Source organism: Kitasatospora terrestris (genome assembly GCF_039542905.1).
GTDB lineage: Bacteria > Actinomycetota > Actinomycetes > Streptomycetales > Streptomycetaceae > Kitasatospora > Kitasatospora terrestris.
The window spans coordinates 3,364,512-3,381,142 of sequence record NZ_BAABIS010000001.1 but is presented as its reverse complement, the minus strand read 5'-3'; the positions used below and the strand labels follow the sequence as shown (position 1 = coordinate 3,381,142).

Sequence of the window (16,631 nt, the reverse complement as noted above, 5' to 3'; positions counted from 1 at the left end):
CCTTCGGCTCCCCGGGCGCTCGGGCGGTGGGTGATCAGAACTGTGGGGGACGACGGCCGCTGCAGGTGTCCTCACGGCTCTGCAGGACGGTGGGTACGCGGTCCAGTGCACGGGTCTCGGACGCCATGGCGGGACTGAGGTATTCAAGCAGTTCGTAGATCTTCGCGTGGTCGGCTTCCAGGGGGCGGTGGTGGATGGGCTCGTGGTGGCTGATCTTGTTCCGGAACAGGAGCATCGACTCGAAGCTCCGATGCAGTCGGTCGCGACGACCCGAGTAGTGGGGGAACGCCCGGTGGAGAGCGGGAACCCAGAACCGCCGGTCGTACGAGTCTCCGGAGCTGAGCAGCGACACCCAGAACCCGAAGGAGAGCTCGGCCACGAGGTCGTCGGCAGTGACAGTCCGGCGACTCCGGCGGCTTCGCTTGCGCCGGGCCTCGTCGACGAGCCGCCGACCGTGGGCGTTGAGCGGCGCTTGTGCCCACCAGTCGGCGCGGCCGTGGACTTTGGCGAGTTCGTCGTGCAGGGCGTTCCGGAGCGTGAGTTCGAGGCTGTGCAGGGGGCCGAGGAAGGCGCCCGAGACTTCGGCGTTCCACCAGTAGAGAAGGCGGGCGGCCCCGGGATCTCCACCGGTTGCCGCCAGGTAGGCCGCCAGGCGCGGCTCGGACAACGCCGCTCGCATCCACGTCGGCAGCTTGTCGGTCACGGTCTGGCTCCCTTCTCGGTCCCTTGTCATCCGGGTGGTGGGTGTTAGCCTGGGCTCGTAAGCCCCGGGTCCGCCTCTGCTGAGCACGCCGCCCGGGGCACTGCTTTTTGGCAGCGCCGAGTGGGAGTCCGATCGGGACTCTGCTGACGGTATTTCAGCTCTCAGGGACAGTACGGCAGCGCATCTCTCCCACGCAAGCGCATTGGACTGCGCACTGATCTGTTAACCCCTGTGCGGATCGAAAGGGCACGGTGGGGGATCTGGTCAGGGCGGGAGTGTTTGGATATATTCAGTCTCGTAGTCAGTGAATGAATTTCATCCGCAAGGAGGCTGGGCCATGGCAGAGCAGGTGAGCGGAGCGCGCGAGGTGCGGGCGGCGCGTGGGTCGAAGCTGTCGGCGCAGGGCTGGCAGCAGGAGGCCGCCCTGCGGATGCTGATGAACAACCTCGACCCCGAGGTGGCCGAGCACCCCTCCAAGCTGGTGGTCTACGGCGGCACCGGCAAGGCGGCGCGCGACTGGCGCTCGTACGACGCCATGGTGCGCACCCTGCAGAACCTGAAGCAGGACGAGACCATGCTGGTCCAGTCCGGCCGCCCGGTCGGTGTGATGCAGACCCACGAGTGGGCGCCGCGCGTGCTGATCGCCAACTCCAACCTGGTCGGCGACTGGGCGAACTGGGAGGAGTTCCGCCGGCTGGAGTCGCTGGGCCTCACCATGTACGGCCAGATGACCGCCGGTTCGTGGATCTACATCGGCACCCAGGGCATCCTGCAGGGCACGTACGAGACCTTCGGCGCCGTCGCGGCGAAGAAGTTCGGCAACACCCTCGAGGGCACCATCACCCTGACCGCCGGCCTCGGCGGCATGGGCGGCGCCCAGCCGCTGGCCGTCACCATGAACGGCGGCGTGGCGATCTGCATCGACTGCGACCCGTCCCGGATCGCCCGCCGGATCGAGCACCGCTACCTGGACGTCGAGGCCAAGAACCTCGACCACGCGCTGCAGCTGGCCACCGAGGCCCGCGACAAGCGGCAGCCGCTCTCCATCGGCCTGCTGGGCAACGCCGCCGAGCTGTTCCCGCAGCTGCTGGCGATGGACGCGCCGATCGACATCGTCACCGACCAGACCAGCGCGCACGACCCGCTGTCGTACCTGCCGATCGGCGTGGCCTTCGAGGACATGGCGACGTACGCCGCCGAGAAGCCCGCCGAGTTCACCCAGCGCTCCCGCGAGTCGATGGCCAAGCACGTCGAGGCGATGGTCGGCTTCCAGGACCGCGGCGCCGAGGTCTTCGACTACGGCAACTCGATCCGCGGCGAGGCCCAGCTGGCCGGCTACGACCGGGCGTTCGCCTTCCCGGGCTTCGTCCCGGCGTACATCCGCCCACTGTTCTGCGAGGGCAAGGGCCCGTTCCGCTGGGCCGCGCTGTCCGGTGACGCGCAGGACATCCACAAGACCGACAAGGCTGTGCTCGACCTCTTCCCGGAGAACGAGTCGCTGCACCGCTGGATCAAGATGGCCCAGGAGAAGGTGCACTTCCAGGGCCTCCCGGCGCGCATCTGCTGGCTCGGCTACGGCGAGCGCGACAAGGCCGGCGAGCGCTTCAACGACATGGTGGCGAGCGGCGAGCTGTCCGCGCCGATCGTGATCGGCCGCGACCACCTGGACTGCGGCTCGGTCGCCTCCCCGTACCGCGAGACCGAGGCGATGCTGGACGGCTCCGACGCGATCGCCGACTGGCCGCTGCTCAACGCCATGGTCAACGTCGCCTCCGGCGCGTCCTGGGTCTCCATCCACCACGGCGGCGGCGTCGGCATCGGCCGCTCGATCCACGCCGGCCAGGTGACGGTCGCCGACGGCACCGCGCTGGCCGGCGAGAAGATCCGCCGGGTGCTCACCAACGACCCGGGCATGGGCGTCATCCGCCACGTCGACGCCGGTTACGACCGCGCGGTCGAGGTGGCCGGCGAGCGCGGCGTGCGCGTCCCCATGGGCGAGCTGTGAGTCACTCCTTCGAGGCGATGTGGGCGGAGCTGCTCCCCGTGGGCCGCTCCGCCTCGTCCGGCGGCTACCGCCGCTTCGCGTGGAACTCCGCCGACGCCGAGTGCCGCGCCTGGTTCGAGCAGCAGGCCCGCGACCGCGGCCTGGCGTACGAGCTGGACCGCAACGGCAACCAGTGGGCCTGGCTCGGCGACCCGCACGGCGCGGGCGCCGTGGTCACCGGCTCCCACCTGGACTCCGTGCCGGACGGCGGCGCCTTCGACGGCCCGCTCGGCGTGGTCTCCTCCTTCGCCGCCCTGGACGAACTCCGTTCCCGGGAGGCCGAGTTCAGCAAGCCGCTGGCGATCGTCAACTTCGGCGACGAGGAGGGCGCCCGGTTCGGCGTCGCCTGCATCGGCTCCCGGCTGACCGCGGGCGTGCTCTCCCAGGAGCAGGCGTACGCCCTGCGCGACGCCGACGGCGTCCGGCTGCCCGACGCGATGGAGCGGGCCGGCCAGGACCCGACCGCGATCGGCGCGGACGCCGACCGGCTGGCCCGGATCGGCGCCTTCGTCGAGCTGCACGTCGAACAGGGCCGGTACCTGGGCGAGGACCAGCCGGTCGGCGTGGCGTCCGCGATCTGGCCGCACGGCCGCTGGCGGTTCGACTTCCACGGCGAGGCCAACCACGCCGGCACCACCCGGATCGAGGACCGCCGCGACCCGATGCTGACCTACGCCAACACCGTGCTCTCCGCGCGGAAGAAGGCGAAGCTGGCGGGCGCGCTGGCCACCTTCGGCAAGGTCGCCGTCGAGCCGAACGGCACCAACGCGATCGCCTCGCTGGTCCGCGGCTGGCTGGACTCCCGGGCCGCCGACGAGGCGACCCTGACCGCCCTGGTCGAGGAGATCCGGCTCGCCGCCCACGAGCGCGGCGAGCGCGACGGGGTCAAGGTGGAACTGACCCGCGAGTCGTACACCCCGGTGGTCGACTTCGACGGACCGCTGCGCGACCGGCTCGCCGCCCGGCTGGGAGGCGTCCCCGTCCTGCCGACCGGCGCGGGACACGACGCCGGAATCCTGGCATCCGCGATCCCGACCGCCATGCTGTTCGTACGTAACCCGAGCGGCGTCTCGCACTCGCCGGCCGAGCGCGCCGAGCTCGCCGACTGCCTGGCCGGCGTCGCCGCCCTCGCCGACGTACTGGAGGACCTCGCATGTCAGCCGTCGTGACGTACTGGGCGGAACACGCCTGGCTGCCGCACGCCAACGGCCCGGTGGTCGAGCAGGACGTGCTGATCGCCGTCGGCCCCGGCGGGCGGATCGCCAGGGTCACCCCCGACAGCGGCCCCTGCCCGCCGGACGCCGTCCGGCTGGCGGGGCTGCTGCTGCCCGGCCACGCCAACGCCCACTCGCACGCCTTCCACCGCGCCCTGCGCGGCAACGTCCAGGTCGGCTCCGGCACCTTCTGGACCTGGCGGGACACCATGTACCGCTTCGCCGGCGCGCTCGACCCGGACAGCTACCTGGACCTCGCCACCGCGGTCTACGCCGAGATGGCGCTGGCCGGCATCACCGCCGTCGGCGAGTTCCACTACCTCCACCACGCGCCCGGCGGCGTTCGCTACGACAACCCCAACGCGATGGGCGAGGCCCTGGTCGAGGCCGCCCAGCGGGCCGGCATCCGGATCACCCTGCTCGACACCTGCTACCTCTCCTCCGGCTTCGGCGCCGAGCCCACCCGGCCGCAGCTGCGCTTCACCGACGGCGACGCCGACGCCTGGGCCGAGCGGATCTCCGACCTCAAGCCCGCCGAGCACGCCCGGATCGGCGCCGCCGTCCACTCCGTGCGCGCCGTCCCCGCCGAGCAGCTCGGCACCGTCGCGCACTGGGCCGTCATGCGCAAGGCCCCGCTGCACGTCCACCTCTCCGAGCAGACCGCCGAGAACGACGCCTGCCTCGCCGCGCACGGCGTCACCCCGACCCGACTGCTCGGCGACCACGGCGTCCTCGGCCCGCGGACGTCCGTGGTGCACGCCACCCACCTGACCGACGAGGACGTCCACCTGCTGTCCGACACCTCGACGATCGTCTGCATGTGCCCCACCACCGAACGGGACCTCGCCGACGGCATCGGCCCCGCGCGGCGGCTCGCCTCCGCGGGCTGCCCGATCACCCTGGGCAGCGACAGCCACGCCGTCATCGACCCGTTCGAGGAGGCACGCGCCCTCGAACTGGACGAGCGGCTGCGCACCCGCACCCGCGGGCACTGGACCGCCAACGCCCTGCTCCGCGCCTCCACCGAGGACGGCCACGCCTCGCTCGGCTGGTCCGAGGCCGGCCGGATCGAGGCCGGGGCGCTCGCCGACTTCTGCGTGGTCGCGCTCGACACCGTCCGCACCGCAGGGCCGCGGCCCGCGCTCGGCGCCGAGATCGCCGTCTACGCCGCCTCCGCGGCCGACGTCCGCCACGTGGTCGTCGGCGGCCGCCACATCGTCAAGGACGGCACCCACCAGCTCGTCCCCGACGTCCCGCAGGCGCTTGCCGCGGCGATCGCCGCCCTGCAGTAGCCAACGCCCCGCCAGGGGCGCGTGGGGGTACCTCCCGGCCGAAGGCGTGGAGGCACCCCCACGCGCCCCTGTTTTCGCAACCCCTATCGCGAGAGGTCTCCCTGTTGAGCCTGCTCATCACCAACATCGGCAGCCTGGTCACCAACGACCCCGCGCTCGGCGAGGGCCCGCTCGGGCTGCTGGCCGATGCCGCCGTGGTCGTCGACGGGGAGCGGATCGCGTGGGTCGGCCCCGCGGCGGCCGCCCCGGCCGCCGACGAGCGGTACGACGCCGCGGGCCGGGCGCTGCTGCCCGGCTTCGTCGACTCGCACGCGCACCTGGTCTTCGCCGGTGACCGCACCGCCGAGTTCAACGCCCGGATGTCCGGCCAGGCGTACACCGCCGGAGGCATCCGCACCACCGTCGCCGCGACCCGCGCCGCCACCGACGCCGAGCTGGACGCGAACGTCACCCGCTTCCTCGCCGAGGCACTGCGCCAGGGCACCACCACGGTGGAGTGCAAGTCCGGCTACGGCCTGACCGTCGCCGACGAGGCGCGCGCCCTGCGGATCGCGGCCGCGCACACGCCGGAGACCACCTACCTGGGTGCGCACGTGGTCGCCCCCGAGTTCGCGGACGACCCGGCCGGCTACGTGGACCTGGTGACCGGCGAGATGCTGGACGCGTGCGCCCCGCACGCCCGCTGGGTGGACGTGTTCTGCGAGCGCGGCGCGTTCGACGGCGACCAGGCCCGGGCGGTCCTGACCGCCGGGGCGAAGCGCGGGCTGACCCCGCGCGTCCACGCGAACCAGCTCTCGTACGGCCCGGGCGTGCAGCTCGCGGTCGAGCTGGGCGCGGCGTCCGCCGACCACTGCACCCACCTGACCGACGAGGACGTGGCGGCGCTGGCCGGCAGCGGGACGGTGGCGACCCTGCTGCCGGGCGCCGAGTTCTCCACCCGCGCCGCGTACCCGAACGCCCGTCGCCTGCTGGACGCGGGCGCGACCGTCGCGCTGTCCACGGACTGCAACCCGGGATCGAGCTTCACCACCTCGATGGCGTTCTGCGTCGCGGTGGCGGTCCGCGAGATGGCGATGACCCCGGACGAGGCGGTGCACGCCGCCACCGAGGGCGGTGCCCGCGCGCTGCGCCGCACCGACGTCGGCCGGGTCACCCCGGGCGGCCGCGCCGACCTGCTGCTCCTCGACGCGCCGTCCCACGTCCACCTGGCGTACCGCCCGGGCGTCCCGCTGACCGCCGCCGTCTGGCGGGCGGGCGTCCGCGCGCTCTGACGCCCGGTACGTCGAAGGCCCGGACCCCTCGGCGGGGTCCGGGCCTTCGACGTGTCGGCGGTGCGTCAGTGCACGTCGCCCATGAGCGCGACGACCTTCTTGCGGTAGGCGTACAGGCCGATGCCCGCGGCGATGGCCATCAGGCCCTGGACGGCGAAGTACCAGGTCGAGCCGACCACGTCGTCACCGAGGACGAGCTGGAAGATGGCGGCGACGCAGTCGCCGGCGGTGACGGCGAGGAACCAGACACCCATCATCTGGCTGGCGTACTTGGCGGGCGCCAGCTTGGTGGTGACGGAGAGGCCGACCGGGGAGAGGGTCAGCTCGCCGACGGTCTGGATCAGGTAGACCAGCGCCAGCCACAGCGGGGTGACCTTGGCACCGCCGGAGGCGGCGGCCATGGCCAGCATCATGACCAGGAAGGACGCGCCGATCATCAGCAGGCCGAAGGCGAACTTCGCGGTGGTGCTGGGGTTCTTGCCGCGCTGGGCGAGCCAGACCCACAGCCAGGCGACGACCGGGGCCAGCGCCATGATGTACAGCGGGTTCAGCGACTGGAACCAGCTGGACGGGAAGTGGAAGCCGAACAGCGTGGACGCGGTGTTGTCGTCGGCGAACAGGCTCAGCGTCGAGCCGGACTGGTCGTAGATCATCCAGAACACGGCGGCGGCGACGAAGAACCAGACGTAGCCGCCGATCTTCGACTTCTCGTCCGGGGTGAGGTCGCGGTCGCGCTTCATCCGGGCGAAGACCACCACGGGGATCGCGATGCCCGCGATGGAGAGCGGCCAGATCGCCCAGTTGATGGTGAAGTGGCCGGTCAGCGCGACGACGCCGTAGAAGACGGCGGCCGCCGCCAGCCACAGGCCGGCCTTGCGGAAGATCGCGCTCTTCTCGGCCGGGCCGATCGGCGAGTTCACCACGTTGCTCTTGGGGCTCAGGTGGCGGGTGCCGAGCAGGAACTGGCCGAGGCCGAGCGCCATGCCCACGCCGGCGAGGGCGAAGCCCAGGTGCCAGTTGACCTGCTGGCCGACGGTGCCGATGACCAGCGGCGCGAGGAAGGCACCGAGGTTGATGCCCATGTAGAAGATGGTGAAGCCACCGTCGCGGCGGGGGTCGTTCGGGCCGTCGTAGAGGTGGCCGACCATCGTGGAGATGTTGGCCTTCAGCAGGCCCGAGCCGAGGGCGATGAACGCCAGGCCGACGAAGAAGGAGACCTCCACCGGCACGGCCAGCAGGAAGTGGCCGATCATGATGATCGCGCCGCCGAGCGCGACGGTCTTGCGCGCACCGAGGAACCGGTCGGCGATCCAGCCGCCGGGCAGGGCCAGCAGGTAGACCATGGCCGTGTACACGCTGTAGACCGCGGCCGCGGTGGCGGCCTGGATCTCCAGCCCGCCGTCGCCGGTCTTGGCGACCATGTACAGCACGAGCAGGGCCCGCATGCCGTAGTAGCTGAACCGTTCGAAGGTTTCCGCCATGAAGAGCGTGGCGAGTCCTCGGGGGTGCCCGAAGAAGGTCTTGCCGCTCGGAGACGCCGACGGCTGTACGCCGGCGTCCAGGGTGGTAGTCGCCATGTGTGAGGGGTTCCTTGCCTGACTTCGTCCGCCGAGGGGGGTGGGGCGGACGTGGACCCAGCCACTGTACGTGTCGCCATTGCATGACATGGGATGACAAATGCACCCATTGTGGTAAAGGGAAGGCAAGCCCGAGTCGGCCTTTCGATGGCCCCGGCAGAAAATCTCCTTCGAACCCAAGGCTCAACGCTAGCATTTTCGCTGGACGGCCACTGGGTGCCGGTTATCCGGGTCCATGACAACCAAGCGGTAACGATCACGCTCTGTGAACTACTTCACAGCCCGCCGGCCCGCGCCGGTGCCCGCGGGTCATGGGAAGGTCAAGGCGCCCTCCGCTCCCTGATCGGTGCCGGGGGCGCGGTCTACCATCGGCCCATGACCTGTGTGCTGCTGGCCGAGGACGACCCGGCAATCTCCGAACCGCTGGCCCGCGCCCTGCGCCGCGAGGGCTACGAGGTGCTGGTCCGCGAGGACGGCCCGGCCGCGCTGAGCGCCGGCCTCGGCGAGGACGTCGACCTGATCGTCCTCGACCTCGGCCTGCCCGAGATGGACGGCCTGGAGGTCTGCCGCCGCCTGCGCGCCGACGGCAAGAGCTTCCCGGTGCTGGTGCTCACCGCCCGCGCCGACGAGGTGGACACCGTGGTCGGCCTGGACGCCGGCGCCGACGACTACGTCACCAAGCCGTTCCGGCTGGCCGAGCTGCTCGCCCGGGTCCGGGCGCTGCTCCGCCGCGGCAACGTCGACCAGCTGACCACCGGCGCGCACGGCGTGAAGATCGACATCGAGTCGCACCGCGCCTGGCTCGGCGACGAGGAGCTCACGCTCTCCGCCAAGGAGTTCGAGCTGCTGCGCGTCCTGGTCCGGGACGCCGGCCGGGTGGTCACCCGCGAGGAGATCATGCGCCAGGTCTGGGACACCACCTGGTGGACCTCCACCAAGACCCTGGACATGCACATCTCCTGGCTGCGCAAGAAGCTCGGCGACGACGCGGCCAACCCGCGCTACATCGCCACCGTGCGGGGCGTCGGCTTCCGCTTCGAGAAGAACTAGGGCAGCACCGGCGTGAAGCGCAGGATGATCAACTCACTGCTGGGCGTGGTCCTGGTGGTGGTCACGGTGTTCTGCGTACCGCTGGCACTGGTCGAGAAGCAGTCCATCGTCAACGCCGCCAACAACCGGGTCGACGCCGAGGCGGTCCGGGTGCTCGGCCTGGTGGAGAGCCGGCTCGCCGCGGGCGAGCCGGTCACCGGCGAGAAGTTCGCCACCCAGGTCACCACCGGATCCTTCGTCACCGTCGACATCCCCGGGCAGCCGCTGATCGCGGCCGGCCGCCCGGTCGACGGGCCCGCGATCACCGCCACCGAGGAGGGTGCCAGCGGCGAGACGGTCACGGTCAGCCAGTCCCGCGAGGACGTCGACCACGAGATCGGCAACATGCTGCTGCTGCTCGGCGTGGTCGCCCTGCTCGCCGTCCAGGCCGCCGTCGCGCTCGCCGTGTGGCAGTCCAAGCGGCTCGCCCGGCCGCTCACCGAACTCGCCGAGACCGCCGAACGCCTCGGCTCCGGCGACCCCCGCCCGCAGGGCCGCCGCTACGGCGTCCCCGAACTCGACCGGATCGCCGAGGTGCTGGACACCAGCGCCGAACGGATCGCCCGGATGCTCACCGCCGAACGCCGGCTCGCCGCCGACGCCTCGCACCAGCTGCGCACCCCGCTCACCGCGCTCTCCATGCGGCTGGAGGAGATCACCGCGCTCGCCGAGGACCCGGCCACCGTCCGCGAGGAGGCCACCATCGGCCTCCAGCAGGTCGAGCGGCTCACCGACGTGGTCCAGCGGCTGCTCACCAACCAGCGCGACCCCAACAACCCGACCGCCGTCTCGTTCCCGCTCGACGACGTGCTCCGCCAGCAGGTCGAGGAGTGGGGCCCCACGCTGCGCGAGGGCGGCCGGCGGCTCGACCTCGACGGTCTCCGCGGCACCCGGGTGATCGGCACCCCCGGCACGGTCGCCCAGGTGCTCGCCACGCTGATCGAGAACTCCCTGATGCACGGCGCCGGCACCATCACCGTCCGGGTCCGCCGCTCCGGCACCTCGGTGGTCACCGAGGTCCAGGACGAGGGGCTCGGCGTCCCCGCCGAGCTCGGCAACCGGGTCTTCGAACGCGCGGTCAGCGGCCGCAACTCCACCGGCATCGGCCTCGCCGTCGCCCGCGACCTCGCCGAGGCCGACGGCGGGCGCCTGGAGCTGCTCGCCCTGCACCCGCCGGTCTTCGCCCTGTTCCTGTCCCAGAGCCGCTCGACCGACTGACCGGCTGACCGGTCGCAGGAGGCTACTTCACGTAGGCCGTGGGCTCCTCGGCGGCCAGCAGCAGCTCGGCCTCGGCGACGACCTCGGGCTCGGGCCCGGCGACGACCTCGGGCTCGGCCAGTTCGGGCATCGCCTTGAACACCCAGGTGCGGTACGAGACGAACCGGAACACGGTGGCCACCCCGAGTCCGACCACCTTGGCGCCCAGCTGCTCGTAGTGCCCGTCCAGGCCGAGCCCGTACCGGGAGAGGCCGAGCACGCCGGTCTCGATCAGCATCCCGATGCCGCTGAACAGCAGGAAGAGCGTGATCTCCCGCTTGCGGGAGGCGGCGTCCCGGTCCCGGTAGAGCCAGTACCGGTAGCCGAGGTAGTTGGTGGCGATCGCGATCACGGTCGCCACGACGTTGGAGCGCAGCGACGCCAGGCCCAGGCCGTTCACGCAGACCCAGAAGATGGCGAAGTTGACCACGACGCCGGAGAGGCCGATCACGGCGAAGCCGAGCATCTCCGGGGACATGCCGCGCAGCCGCTCGGTGAGGGAGGGGCGCGGCTCGGTGCTGGTCGTCATCGCGGCGGTCTCCGTGTCGGCGAAAGATCGGAAGAGCGGAATTTTCGGGTGCGGCCAACCAGGCTACCCGCGTGGATGGGGTCGCTCCTACCGGCCCGGATATCCTGGGCTGCGTGACACACCCGGGCAACACAACCTTTCCAGTGGTCGGCATGATCGGCGGCGGGCAGCTCGCCCGCATGGCGCACCAGGCGGGCATCCCGCTGGGCATCCGGTTCAAGCTCCTCGCGGACACCCCGCAGGACTCCGCCTCCCAGGTCGTCTCCGACGTGGTTCTGGGCGACTACCGCGACCTCGACACCCTGCGCCGCTTCGCTGCCGGCTGTGACGTGATCACCTTCGACCACGAGCACGTGCCGACCGAGCACCTGCGCGCCCTGCAGGCGGAGGGCATCGCCGTCCGGCCCGGCCCGGACGCGCTGGTCAACGCCCAGGACAAGGGGGTGATGCGGGCCAAGCTGGACTCCATCGGCGTCCCCTGCCCCCGGCACCGGATCGTCGCCGACCCGGCCGACGTCACCGCCTTCGCGAACGAGGGCTCCGGCTACCCGGTGGTCCTGAAGACCGTCCGCGGCGGCTACGACGGCAAGGGCGTCTGGGTGGTCGACGACGAGACCGAGGCCCAGGCCCCGTTCCTGGCCGGCGTCCCGGTGCTCGCCGAGGAGAAGGTCGACTTCGTCCGCGAGCTGGCCGCCAACGTGGTCCGGTCGCCCAGCGGCCAGGCCGTGGCGTACCCGGTGGTGGAGAGCGTCCAGGAGAACGGCGTCTGTGCCGAGGTCACCGCGCCCGCCCCCGACCTGGACCCGGCGCTGTCCGACGAGGCCCAGCAGCTCGCCCTGCGGATCGCCGGCGAGCTCGACATCACCGGCCACCTCGCGGTCGAGCTGTTCCAGACCCGGGACGGCCGGATCCTGGTCAACGAGCTCGCCATGCGCCCGCACAACTCCGGCCACTGGACCCAGGACGGCTCGGTCACCTCGCAGTTCGAGAACCACCTGCGCGCCGTCCTCGACCTGCCGCTGGGCGACCCGCGCCCGCGCGCCAAGTGGACCGTGATGGTCAACGTGCTCGGCGGCGACTACCCCGACATGTACCGCGCCTTCCTGCACTGCATGGCCCGCGACCCCGGTCTGCGGATCCACATGTACGGGAAGGACGTGAAGCCCGGCCGCAAGGTCGGTCACGTCAACGTCTTCGGGGACGACCTCGACGACGTCCGCGAGCGCGCCCGCCACGCGGCCGCCTACCTGCGAGGAACGATCACCGAATGACCTCCCCCCTTGTCGGCATCGTGATGGGCTCGGACTCCGACTGGCCCGTGATGGAGGCCGCCGCCCAGGCCCTCGACGAGTTCGAGATCCCGTACGAGGTGGACGTGGTCTCCGCCCACCGGATGCCGCGCGAGATGGTGGCCTACGGCGAGCGCGCGCACGGCCGCGGCCTGAAGGCGATCATCGCCGGTGCGGGCGGCGCCGCCCACCTGCCCGGCATGCTCGCCTCGGTGACCCCGCTGCCGGTGATCGGCGTCCCGGTGCCGCTGCGCTACCTGGACGGCATGGACAGCCTGATGTCGATCGTCCAGATGCCCGCCGGCGTCCCGGTCGCCACCGTCTCCGTCGCCGGCGCCCGCAACGCGGGCCTGCTCGCCGTCCGGATGCTCGCCGCGTTCGACACCGAGCTCGCCGAGAAGATGGTCGACTTCCAGGCCGACCTGAACACCCAGGCCACCGAGAAGGGCCGCAAGCTGCGCGCCAAGGTGGCGGGCAACGACTCGTTCGGCTTCGGCAAGTAGTAGAACGGGGGCCATGAACCCCGAACTGCTCGACCGTGCCCGGGCCGTCCTCCGCACCACCCCCGTGGTGGACGGCCACAACGACCTCCCCTGGGCGATGCGCGCCCAGGCCGGCTACGACCTGGACGCCGTCGACCTGGCGGCCGACCAGAGCCACCGGCTGCACACCGACCTCGACCGCCTGCGGGCGGGCGGCGTCGGTGCGCAGTTCTGGTCGGTCTACGTCCCGGCCGAACTCGCCGGGGACGACGCGGTCAGCGCCACCCTGGAGCAGATCGACTTCGTCCACGCGATGACCGAGCGGCACGCCGACCGGCTGCGGCTCGCCCGCACCGCCGACGAGCTGGAGGCCGCCCGCGCCGAGGGTCGGATCGCCTCGCTGATGGGCGCCGAGGGCGGACACTCCATCAACTCCTCGCTGGCCACCCTGCGCGCGCTGCACACGCTCGGCGTCCGGTACCTGACGCTCACCCACAACTCCAACGTGCCGTGGGCCGACTCCGCCACCGACACGCCCGTCCACGGCGGCCTCTCGGCCTTCGGCGAGGACGTGGTGCGGGAGATGAACCGGATCGGCATGCTGGTCGACCTCTCGCACGTCTCCGCCGACACGATGCGCGACGCGCTCCGGGTCACCCGGGCGCCGGTGATCTTCTCGCACTCCTCCTCCCGCGCGGTCTGCGACCACCCGCGCAACATCCCCGACGACGTGCTGGCGCAGCTGCCCGGCAACGGCGGGGTGGCGATGGTGACCTTCGTGCCCAAGTTCGTGCTGCCCGCCGCGATCGAGTGGACCCTCGCCGCCGACGAGAACATGCGCGCCAACGGCCTCCACCCGCTGGAGACCACCCCGGAGGCGATGGCCGTCCAGCGCGCCTTCGAGGCCGCCCATCCGCGCCCGGTCCCCACCGCCGCGACCGTCGCCGACCACCTCGACCACATGCGCGAGGTCGCCGGCGTCGACCACCTCGGCATCGGCGGCGACTTCGACGGCACCGCCTTCACCTCCGCCGGCCTCGACGACGTCGCGGGCTACCCCAACCTGATCGCCGAACTGCTGGACCGGGGCTGGTCCGAGGCGGACCTGGGGAAGCTCACCTGGCACAACGCGGTGCGCGTCCTGCGCGACGCGGAGGACGCGGCCCGGTCCGTTTGACCTTGACCCTGGGGGAGACCGGAGGGTGGACGCCGTGGAGGAACTGCTCAGCATCGGGGCGTTCGCCCGGCGGGCACGGCTGTCGCAGAAGGCGCTGCGGCTGTACGACCGCCAGGGCGTGCTGCGGCCCGACCGGGTGGACCCGGCCACCGGCTACCGGTACTACCGGGAGGGCCGGCTGGACGAGGCCCGGCTGATCGTGCTGCTGCGCGGGCTGGACATGCCGCTCGCCACCATCGCCGAGGTGCTCGCCCTGCCGGGCCCCGAGGCGGCGGAGGCGGTGGCCCGGTACTGGGAGGGCGTCGAACGGCGGGTCGCCGGCCAGCGCTCGCTGGCGGACCACCTCCGCGTCCAACTGTCGGGTGGCGAAGGGATGACGGACATGTACGAGATCAAGCAGCGCGAGGTGCCGGAGCAGCTGGTGCTGACCGAGCAGCGGCACATCCGGCCGGAGGAGCTGCCGGTGTGGATCCCGCGGTCCTGCGACCGGCTGATCGGCCTCGCGGCCGAGTACGGCGGCGTGGCCGGCGCGCCGTTCGTGGTCTACCACGGCGAGGTCAACGAGGATGGCGACGGCCCGGTGGAGATGTGCGTCCCGATCGACCCGGCCCGCGCGGCCGGCCTGACGGCCCCGCACCGCACCGAGCCGGCCCACCGCGAGGCGTACACCCGGCTGGTGAAGTCGCAGGTGGAGTACCCGCAGATCCTGTCCGCCTACGACGCGGTGTTCCGCTGGCTCGGCGCCGGGGGCCTGACCGCCGGCGACGCCCCGCGGGAGGTCTACTTCGCCGACTGGTCGCTGATCGGCCCGGCCGACGAGGCCTGCGACATCGCCGTCCCCGTCGTCTGACGCCGGCTCGCCGGGGTGGCGGCCGCCGCTCCCGTCCGTCCGGCGAACGTCCTTACAGCAACGGGAGTTCGATCGCCGGGCACTTGTCCATCACCATGTCGAGGCCGGCGGCGGTGGTGCGCTCGTACGCGGCCTCGTCGATGACGTCCAGCTGGAACCAGACGGCCTTGGCGCCGGCCTCGACGGCCTGGTCGGCGATCTCGCCGGCCAGGTGGGAGTTGACGAAGACGTCGACCACGTCGACCGGGAACGGGATGTCGGCGAGCGTGGCGTACCCCTGCTCGCCGAGCACCGTCTCGGCGCGCGGGTGGACGGGCACCACCCGCTTGCCCGCGCGCTGCAGGACCCGGGCGACGCCGTACGCCGCGCGCCGGGTGTTGGTGGACAGGCCGACCACCGCCCAGGTGTCGCCCGTCTCCTGGAGGATCCGCCGGACCGTCGCTTCGTCGCCGTAGCTCATACCGGTGGCAACCGTCGCCCGGCCTGGGTCATTCCGCGCCGGGGCGGCCCATCGCCCGGTAGGTCCAGCCGGCGGCGCGCCAGCGGGGGCCGTCCAGCACGTTGCGGCCGTCGACCAGCCGGCGCTCGGAGACCACCGCGCCGACCGCGGCCGGGTCGAGCTCGCGGAACTCCTGCCACTCCGTCAGGTGCAGCACCACGTGGGCGCCCTGGCAGGCCTCCAGCGCGCTGTCGGCGTAGGCCAGGCTGGGGAACATCTTGCGGGCGTTGTCGACGGCCTTGGGGTCGTAGACGGTGACCTGGGCGCCCTGCAGCTGGATCTGCCCGGCGACGTTCAGCGCGGGCGAGTCCCGGATGTCGTCCGAGTTGGGCTTGAAGGCGGCGCCGAGCACCGCGACCCGGCGGCCGAGGAAGCCGCCGCCGCACTGCTCGCGGGCGAGCTCGACCATCCGGCTGCGGCGCCGCATGTTGATCGAGTCCACCTCGCGCAGGAAGGTCAGCGCCTGGTCGGCGCCCAGCTCCCCGGCCCGGGCCATGAACGCCCGGATGTCCTTGGGCAGGCAGCCGCCGCCGAAGCCGAGCCCGGCGTTCAGGAACTTGCCGCCGATCCGCTCGTCGTGCGAGAGCGCCTGGGCGAGCTGCACCACGTCCGCGCCGGCGTTCTCGCAGACCTCGGCCATCGCGTTGATGAAGGAGATCTTGGTGGCCAGGAAGGAGTTGGCGGCGGCCTTCACCAGCTCGGCGGTCGGGAAGTCGGTGACCACGAAGGGCACGCCCTCGGCGACCGGGGTGGCGTACACCTCGCGCAGCAGCCGCTCGGCGTGCTCGCTGCGCACGCCGACCACCAGGCGGTCCGGGTGGAGGGTGTCGCCGACGGCGTAGCCCTCGCGCAGGAACTCCGGGTTCCAGGCGAGTTCGGCGGCCTCGCCGACCGGGGCGAGCGCGGCCAGCCGCTCGGCCAGCCGGCCGGCCGAGCCGACCGGCACGGTGGACTTGCCGACCACCAGGCAGGGGCGGGTCAGGTGCGGGGCGAGCGCGTCCACGGCGGAGTCCACGTAGGACATGTCGGCGGCGAACTCGCCCTTCTTCTGCGGGGTGTTCACGCAGATGAAGTGGACGTCGCCGAACTCCGCCACCTCCTCGACCGAGGTGGTGAAGCGCAGCCGGCCGGTCGAGCCCTCGTGCCCGGGCACGTGCTTGACCAGCAGTTCCGCGAGGCCCGGCTCGTACATCGGCACCCGGCCCGCGGAGAGCGCGGCGATCTTGTCCGGGTCGATGTCCAGGCCGAGGACCTCGAAGCCGAGTTCGGCCATGCACGCGGCGTGCGTCGCGCCCAGGTAGCCGGTACCGATCACGGTGATGCGGAGGGCCACGCGCTTCCCCTTGGTTCGGTGGGTC

At 72.1% G+C, this 16,631-nt stretch carries 15 protein-coding genes; 10 read left to right on the top strand and 5 right to left on the bottom strand.

Going from position 1 to position 16,631, the window contains the following annotated elements; genetic code table 11:
* Positions 1-34 precede the first annotated feature (34 nt).
* On the bottom strand, positions 35-703 hold the full coding sequence (locus tag ABEB06_RS15365; protein WP_345697422.1) for a hypothetical protein: 669 nt from the start codon (positions 701-703) through the stop codon (positions 35-37).
* A 349-nt stretch (positions 704-1,052) separates the two neighbouring features.
* Here ABEB06_RS15365 and hutU point away from each other — a divergent pair, with 349 nt between their 5' ends.
* From hutU to hutI, 4 genes are all read left to right on the top strand, one after another.
* Positions 1,053-2,708, top strand: coding sequence for a urocanate hydratase (gene hutU / locus ABEB06_RS15360; protein ID WP_345701863.1), 1,656 nt, complete (start codon positions 1,053-1,055; stop codon positions 2,706-2,708).
* A gap of 17 nt (positions 2,709-2,725) precedes the next feature.
* Positions 2,726-3,916: an allantoate amidohydrolase gene (locus ABEB06_RS15355; protein ID WP_345701862.1), complete on the top strand. Its 1,191-nt coding sequence runs from the start codon at positions 2,726-2,728 to the stop codon at positions 3,914-3,916.
* The gene (locus tag ABEB06_RS15350) at positions 3,901-5,253 is read left to right on the top strand and encodes a formimidoylglutamate deiminase (RefSeq protein ID WP_345697421.1); all 1,353 of its coding nucleotides are present in this window, start codon (positions 3,901-3,903) and stop codon (positions 5,251-5,253) included. Before ABEB06_RS15355 ends, ABEB06_RS15350 begins: the two co-directional genes overlap by 16 nt.
* Positions 5,254-5,354: 101 nt before the next feature.
* A complete protein-coding gene (hutI, locus tag ABEB06_RS15345; RefSeq protein WP_345701861.1) occupies positions 5,355-6,524 on the top strand; it encodes an imidazolonepropionase in 1,170 nt (389 codons plus the stop codon).
* A 65-nt stretch (positions 6,525-6,589) separates the two neighbouring features.
* On the opposite strand, the gene ABEB06_RS15340 is transcribed toward hutI, so the two are convergent.
* A complete protein-coding gene (locus ABEB06_RS15340; protein WP_345697420.1) occupies positions 6,590-8,101 on the bottom strand; it encodes a peptide MFS transporter in 1,512 nt (503 codons plus the stop codon).
* Between the two features lie 375 nt (positions 8,102-8,476).
* Here ABEB06_RS15340 and ABEB06_RS15335 point away from each other — a divergent pair, with 375 nt between their 5' ends.
* Together ABEB06_RS15335 and ABEB06_RS15330 are read left to right on the top strand one after the other, a co-directional pair.
* Positions 8,477-9,151, top strand: coding sequence for a response regulator transcription factor (locus ABEB06_RS15335; protein ID WP_345697419.1), 675 nt, complete (start codon positions 8,477-8,479; stop codon positions 9,149-9,151).
* 12 nt (positions 9,152-9,163) lie between these two features.
* A complete protein-coding gene (locus ABEB06_RS15330; RefSeq protein WP_345697418.1) occupies positions 9,164-10,408 on the top strand; it encodes an ATP-binding protein in 1,245 nt (414 codons plus the stop codon).
* 22 nt (positions 10,409-10,430) lie between these two features.
* Here the strand turns inward: ABEB06_RS15330 and ABEB06_RS15325 are convergent, their stop codons facing one another.
* The gene (locus ABEB06_RS15325) at positions 10,431-10,976 is read right to left on the bottom strand and encodes a GtrA family protein (protein WP_345697417.1); all 546 of its coding nucleotides are present in this window, start codon (positions 10,974-10,976) and stop codon (positions 10,431-10,433) included.
* A 152-nt stretch (positions 10,977-11,128) separates the two neighbouring features.
* Here ABEB06_RS15325 and ABEB06_RS15320 point away from each other — a divergent pair, with 152 nt between their 5' ends.
* The 4 genes from ABEB06_RS15320 to ABEB06_RS15305 are packed head-to-tail and all read left to right on the top strand — an operon-like array spanning position 11,129 to position 14,774.
* Positions 11,129-12,247, top strand: a complete 1,119-nt coding sequence (locus ABEB06_RS15320) for a 5-(carboxyamino)imidazole ribonucleotide synthase (RefSeq protein WP_345701860.1) — start codon at positions 11,129-11,131, stop codon at positions 12,245-12,247.
* Positions 12,244-12,768: a 5-(carboxyamino)imidazole ribonucleotide mutase gene (gene purE / locus ABEB06_RS15315; RefSeq protein ID WP_345697416.1), complete on the top strand. Its 525-nt coding sequence runs from the start codon at positions 12,244-12,246 to the stop codon at positions 12,766-12,768. The genes ABEB06_RS15320 and purE overlap by 4 nt, the downstream gene beginning before the upstream one ends.
* A 13-nt stretch (positions 12,769-12,781) precedes the next feature.
* Positions 12,782-13,924, top strand: coding sequence for a dipeptidase (locus ABEB06_RS15310; RefSeq protein WP_345697415.1), 1,143 nt, complete (start codon positions 12,782-12,784; stop codon positions 13,922-13,924).
* A 25-nt stretch (positions 13,925-13,949) separates the two neighbouring features.
* Entirely contained in the window at positions 13,950-14,774 is an 825-nt protein-coding gene (locus tag ABEB06_RS15305) for a MerR family transcriptional regulator (RefSeq protein ID WP_345697414.1), read from the top strand.
* A gap of 52 nt (positions 14,775-14,826) precedes the next feature.
* Here the strand turns inward: ABEB06_RS15305 and ABEB06_RS15300 are convergent, their stop codons facing one another.
* Positions 14,827-15,234 (bottom strand): CoA-binding protein, encoded by a 408-nt coding sequence (locus tag ABEB06_RS15300; protein ID WP_345697413.1) that lies wholly within the window; start codon positions 15,232-15,234, stop codon positions 14,827-14,829.
* A 28-nt stretch (positions 15,235-15,262) separates the two neighbouring features.
* Positions 15,263-16,606 carry a UDP-glucose dehydrogenase family protein gene (locus ABEB06_RS15295; protein WP_345697412.1) on the bottom strand — a complete coding sequence of 448 codons (1,344 nt, stop codon included), beginning with the start codon at positions 16,604-16,606 and terminating at the stop codon, positions 15,263-15,265.
* Positions 16,607-16,631 lie beyond the last annotated feature (25 nt).

What these genes read in the sequence shown, in the direction of transcription:
- ABEB06_RS15340 (WP_345697420.1), bottom strand. Translation starts at nt 8,101, where the DNA reads ATGGCGACTACCACCCTGGACGCCGGCGTACAGCCGTCGGCGTCTCCG.
- ABEB06_RS15310 (WP_345697415.1), top strand. Translation starts at nt 12,782, where the DNA reads ATGAACCCCGAACTGCTCGACCGTGCCCGGGCCGTCCTCCGCACCACC.
- ABEB06_RS15335 (WP_345697419.1), top strand. Translation starts at nt 8,477, where the DNA reads ATGACCTGTGTGCTGCTGGCCGAGGACGACCCGGCAATCTCCGAACCG.
- ABEB06_RS15325 (WP_345697417.1), bottom strand. Translation starts at nt 10,976, where the DNA reads ATGACGACCAGCACCGAGCCGCGCCCCTCCCTCACCGAGCGGCTGCGC.
- ABEB06_RS15355 (WP_345701862.1), top strand. Translation starts at nt 2,726, where the DNA reads ATGTGGGCGGAGCTGCTCCCCGTGGGCCGCTCCGCCTCGTCCGGCGGC.
- ABEB06_RS15320 (WP_345701860.1), top strand. Translation starts at nt 11,129, where the DNA reads ATGATCGGCGGCGGGCAGCTCGCCCGCATGGCGCACCAGGCGGGCATC.
- purE (WP_345697416.1), top strand. Translation starts at nt 12,244, where the DNA reads ATGACCTCCCCCCTTGTCGGCATCGTGATGGGCTCGGACTCCGACTGG.
- ABEB06_RS15300 (WP_345697413.1), bottom strand. Translation starts at nt 15,234, where the DNA reads ATGAGCTACGGCGACGAAGCGACGGTCCGGCGGATCCTCCAGGAGACG.
- ABEB06_RS15350 (WP_345697421.1), top strand. Translation starts at nt 3,901, where the DNA reads ATGTCAGCCGTCGTGACGTACTGGGCGGAACACGCCTGGCTGCCGCAC.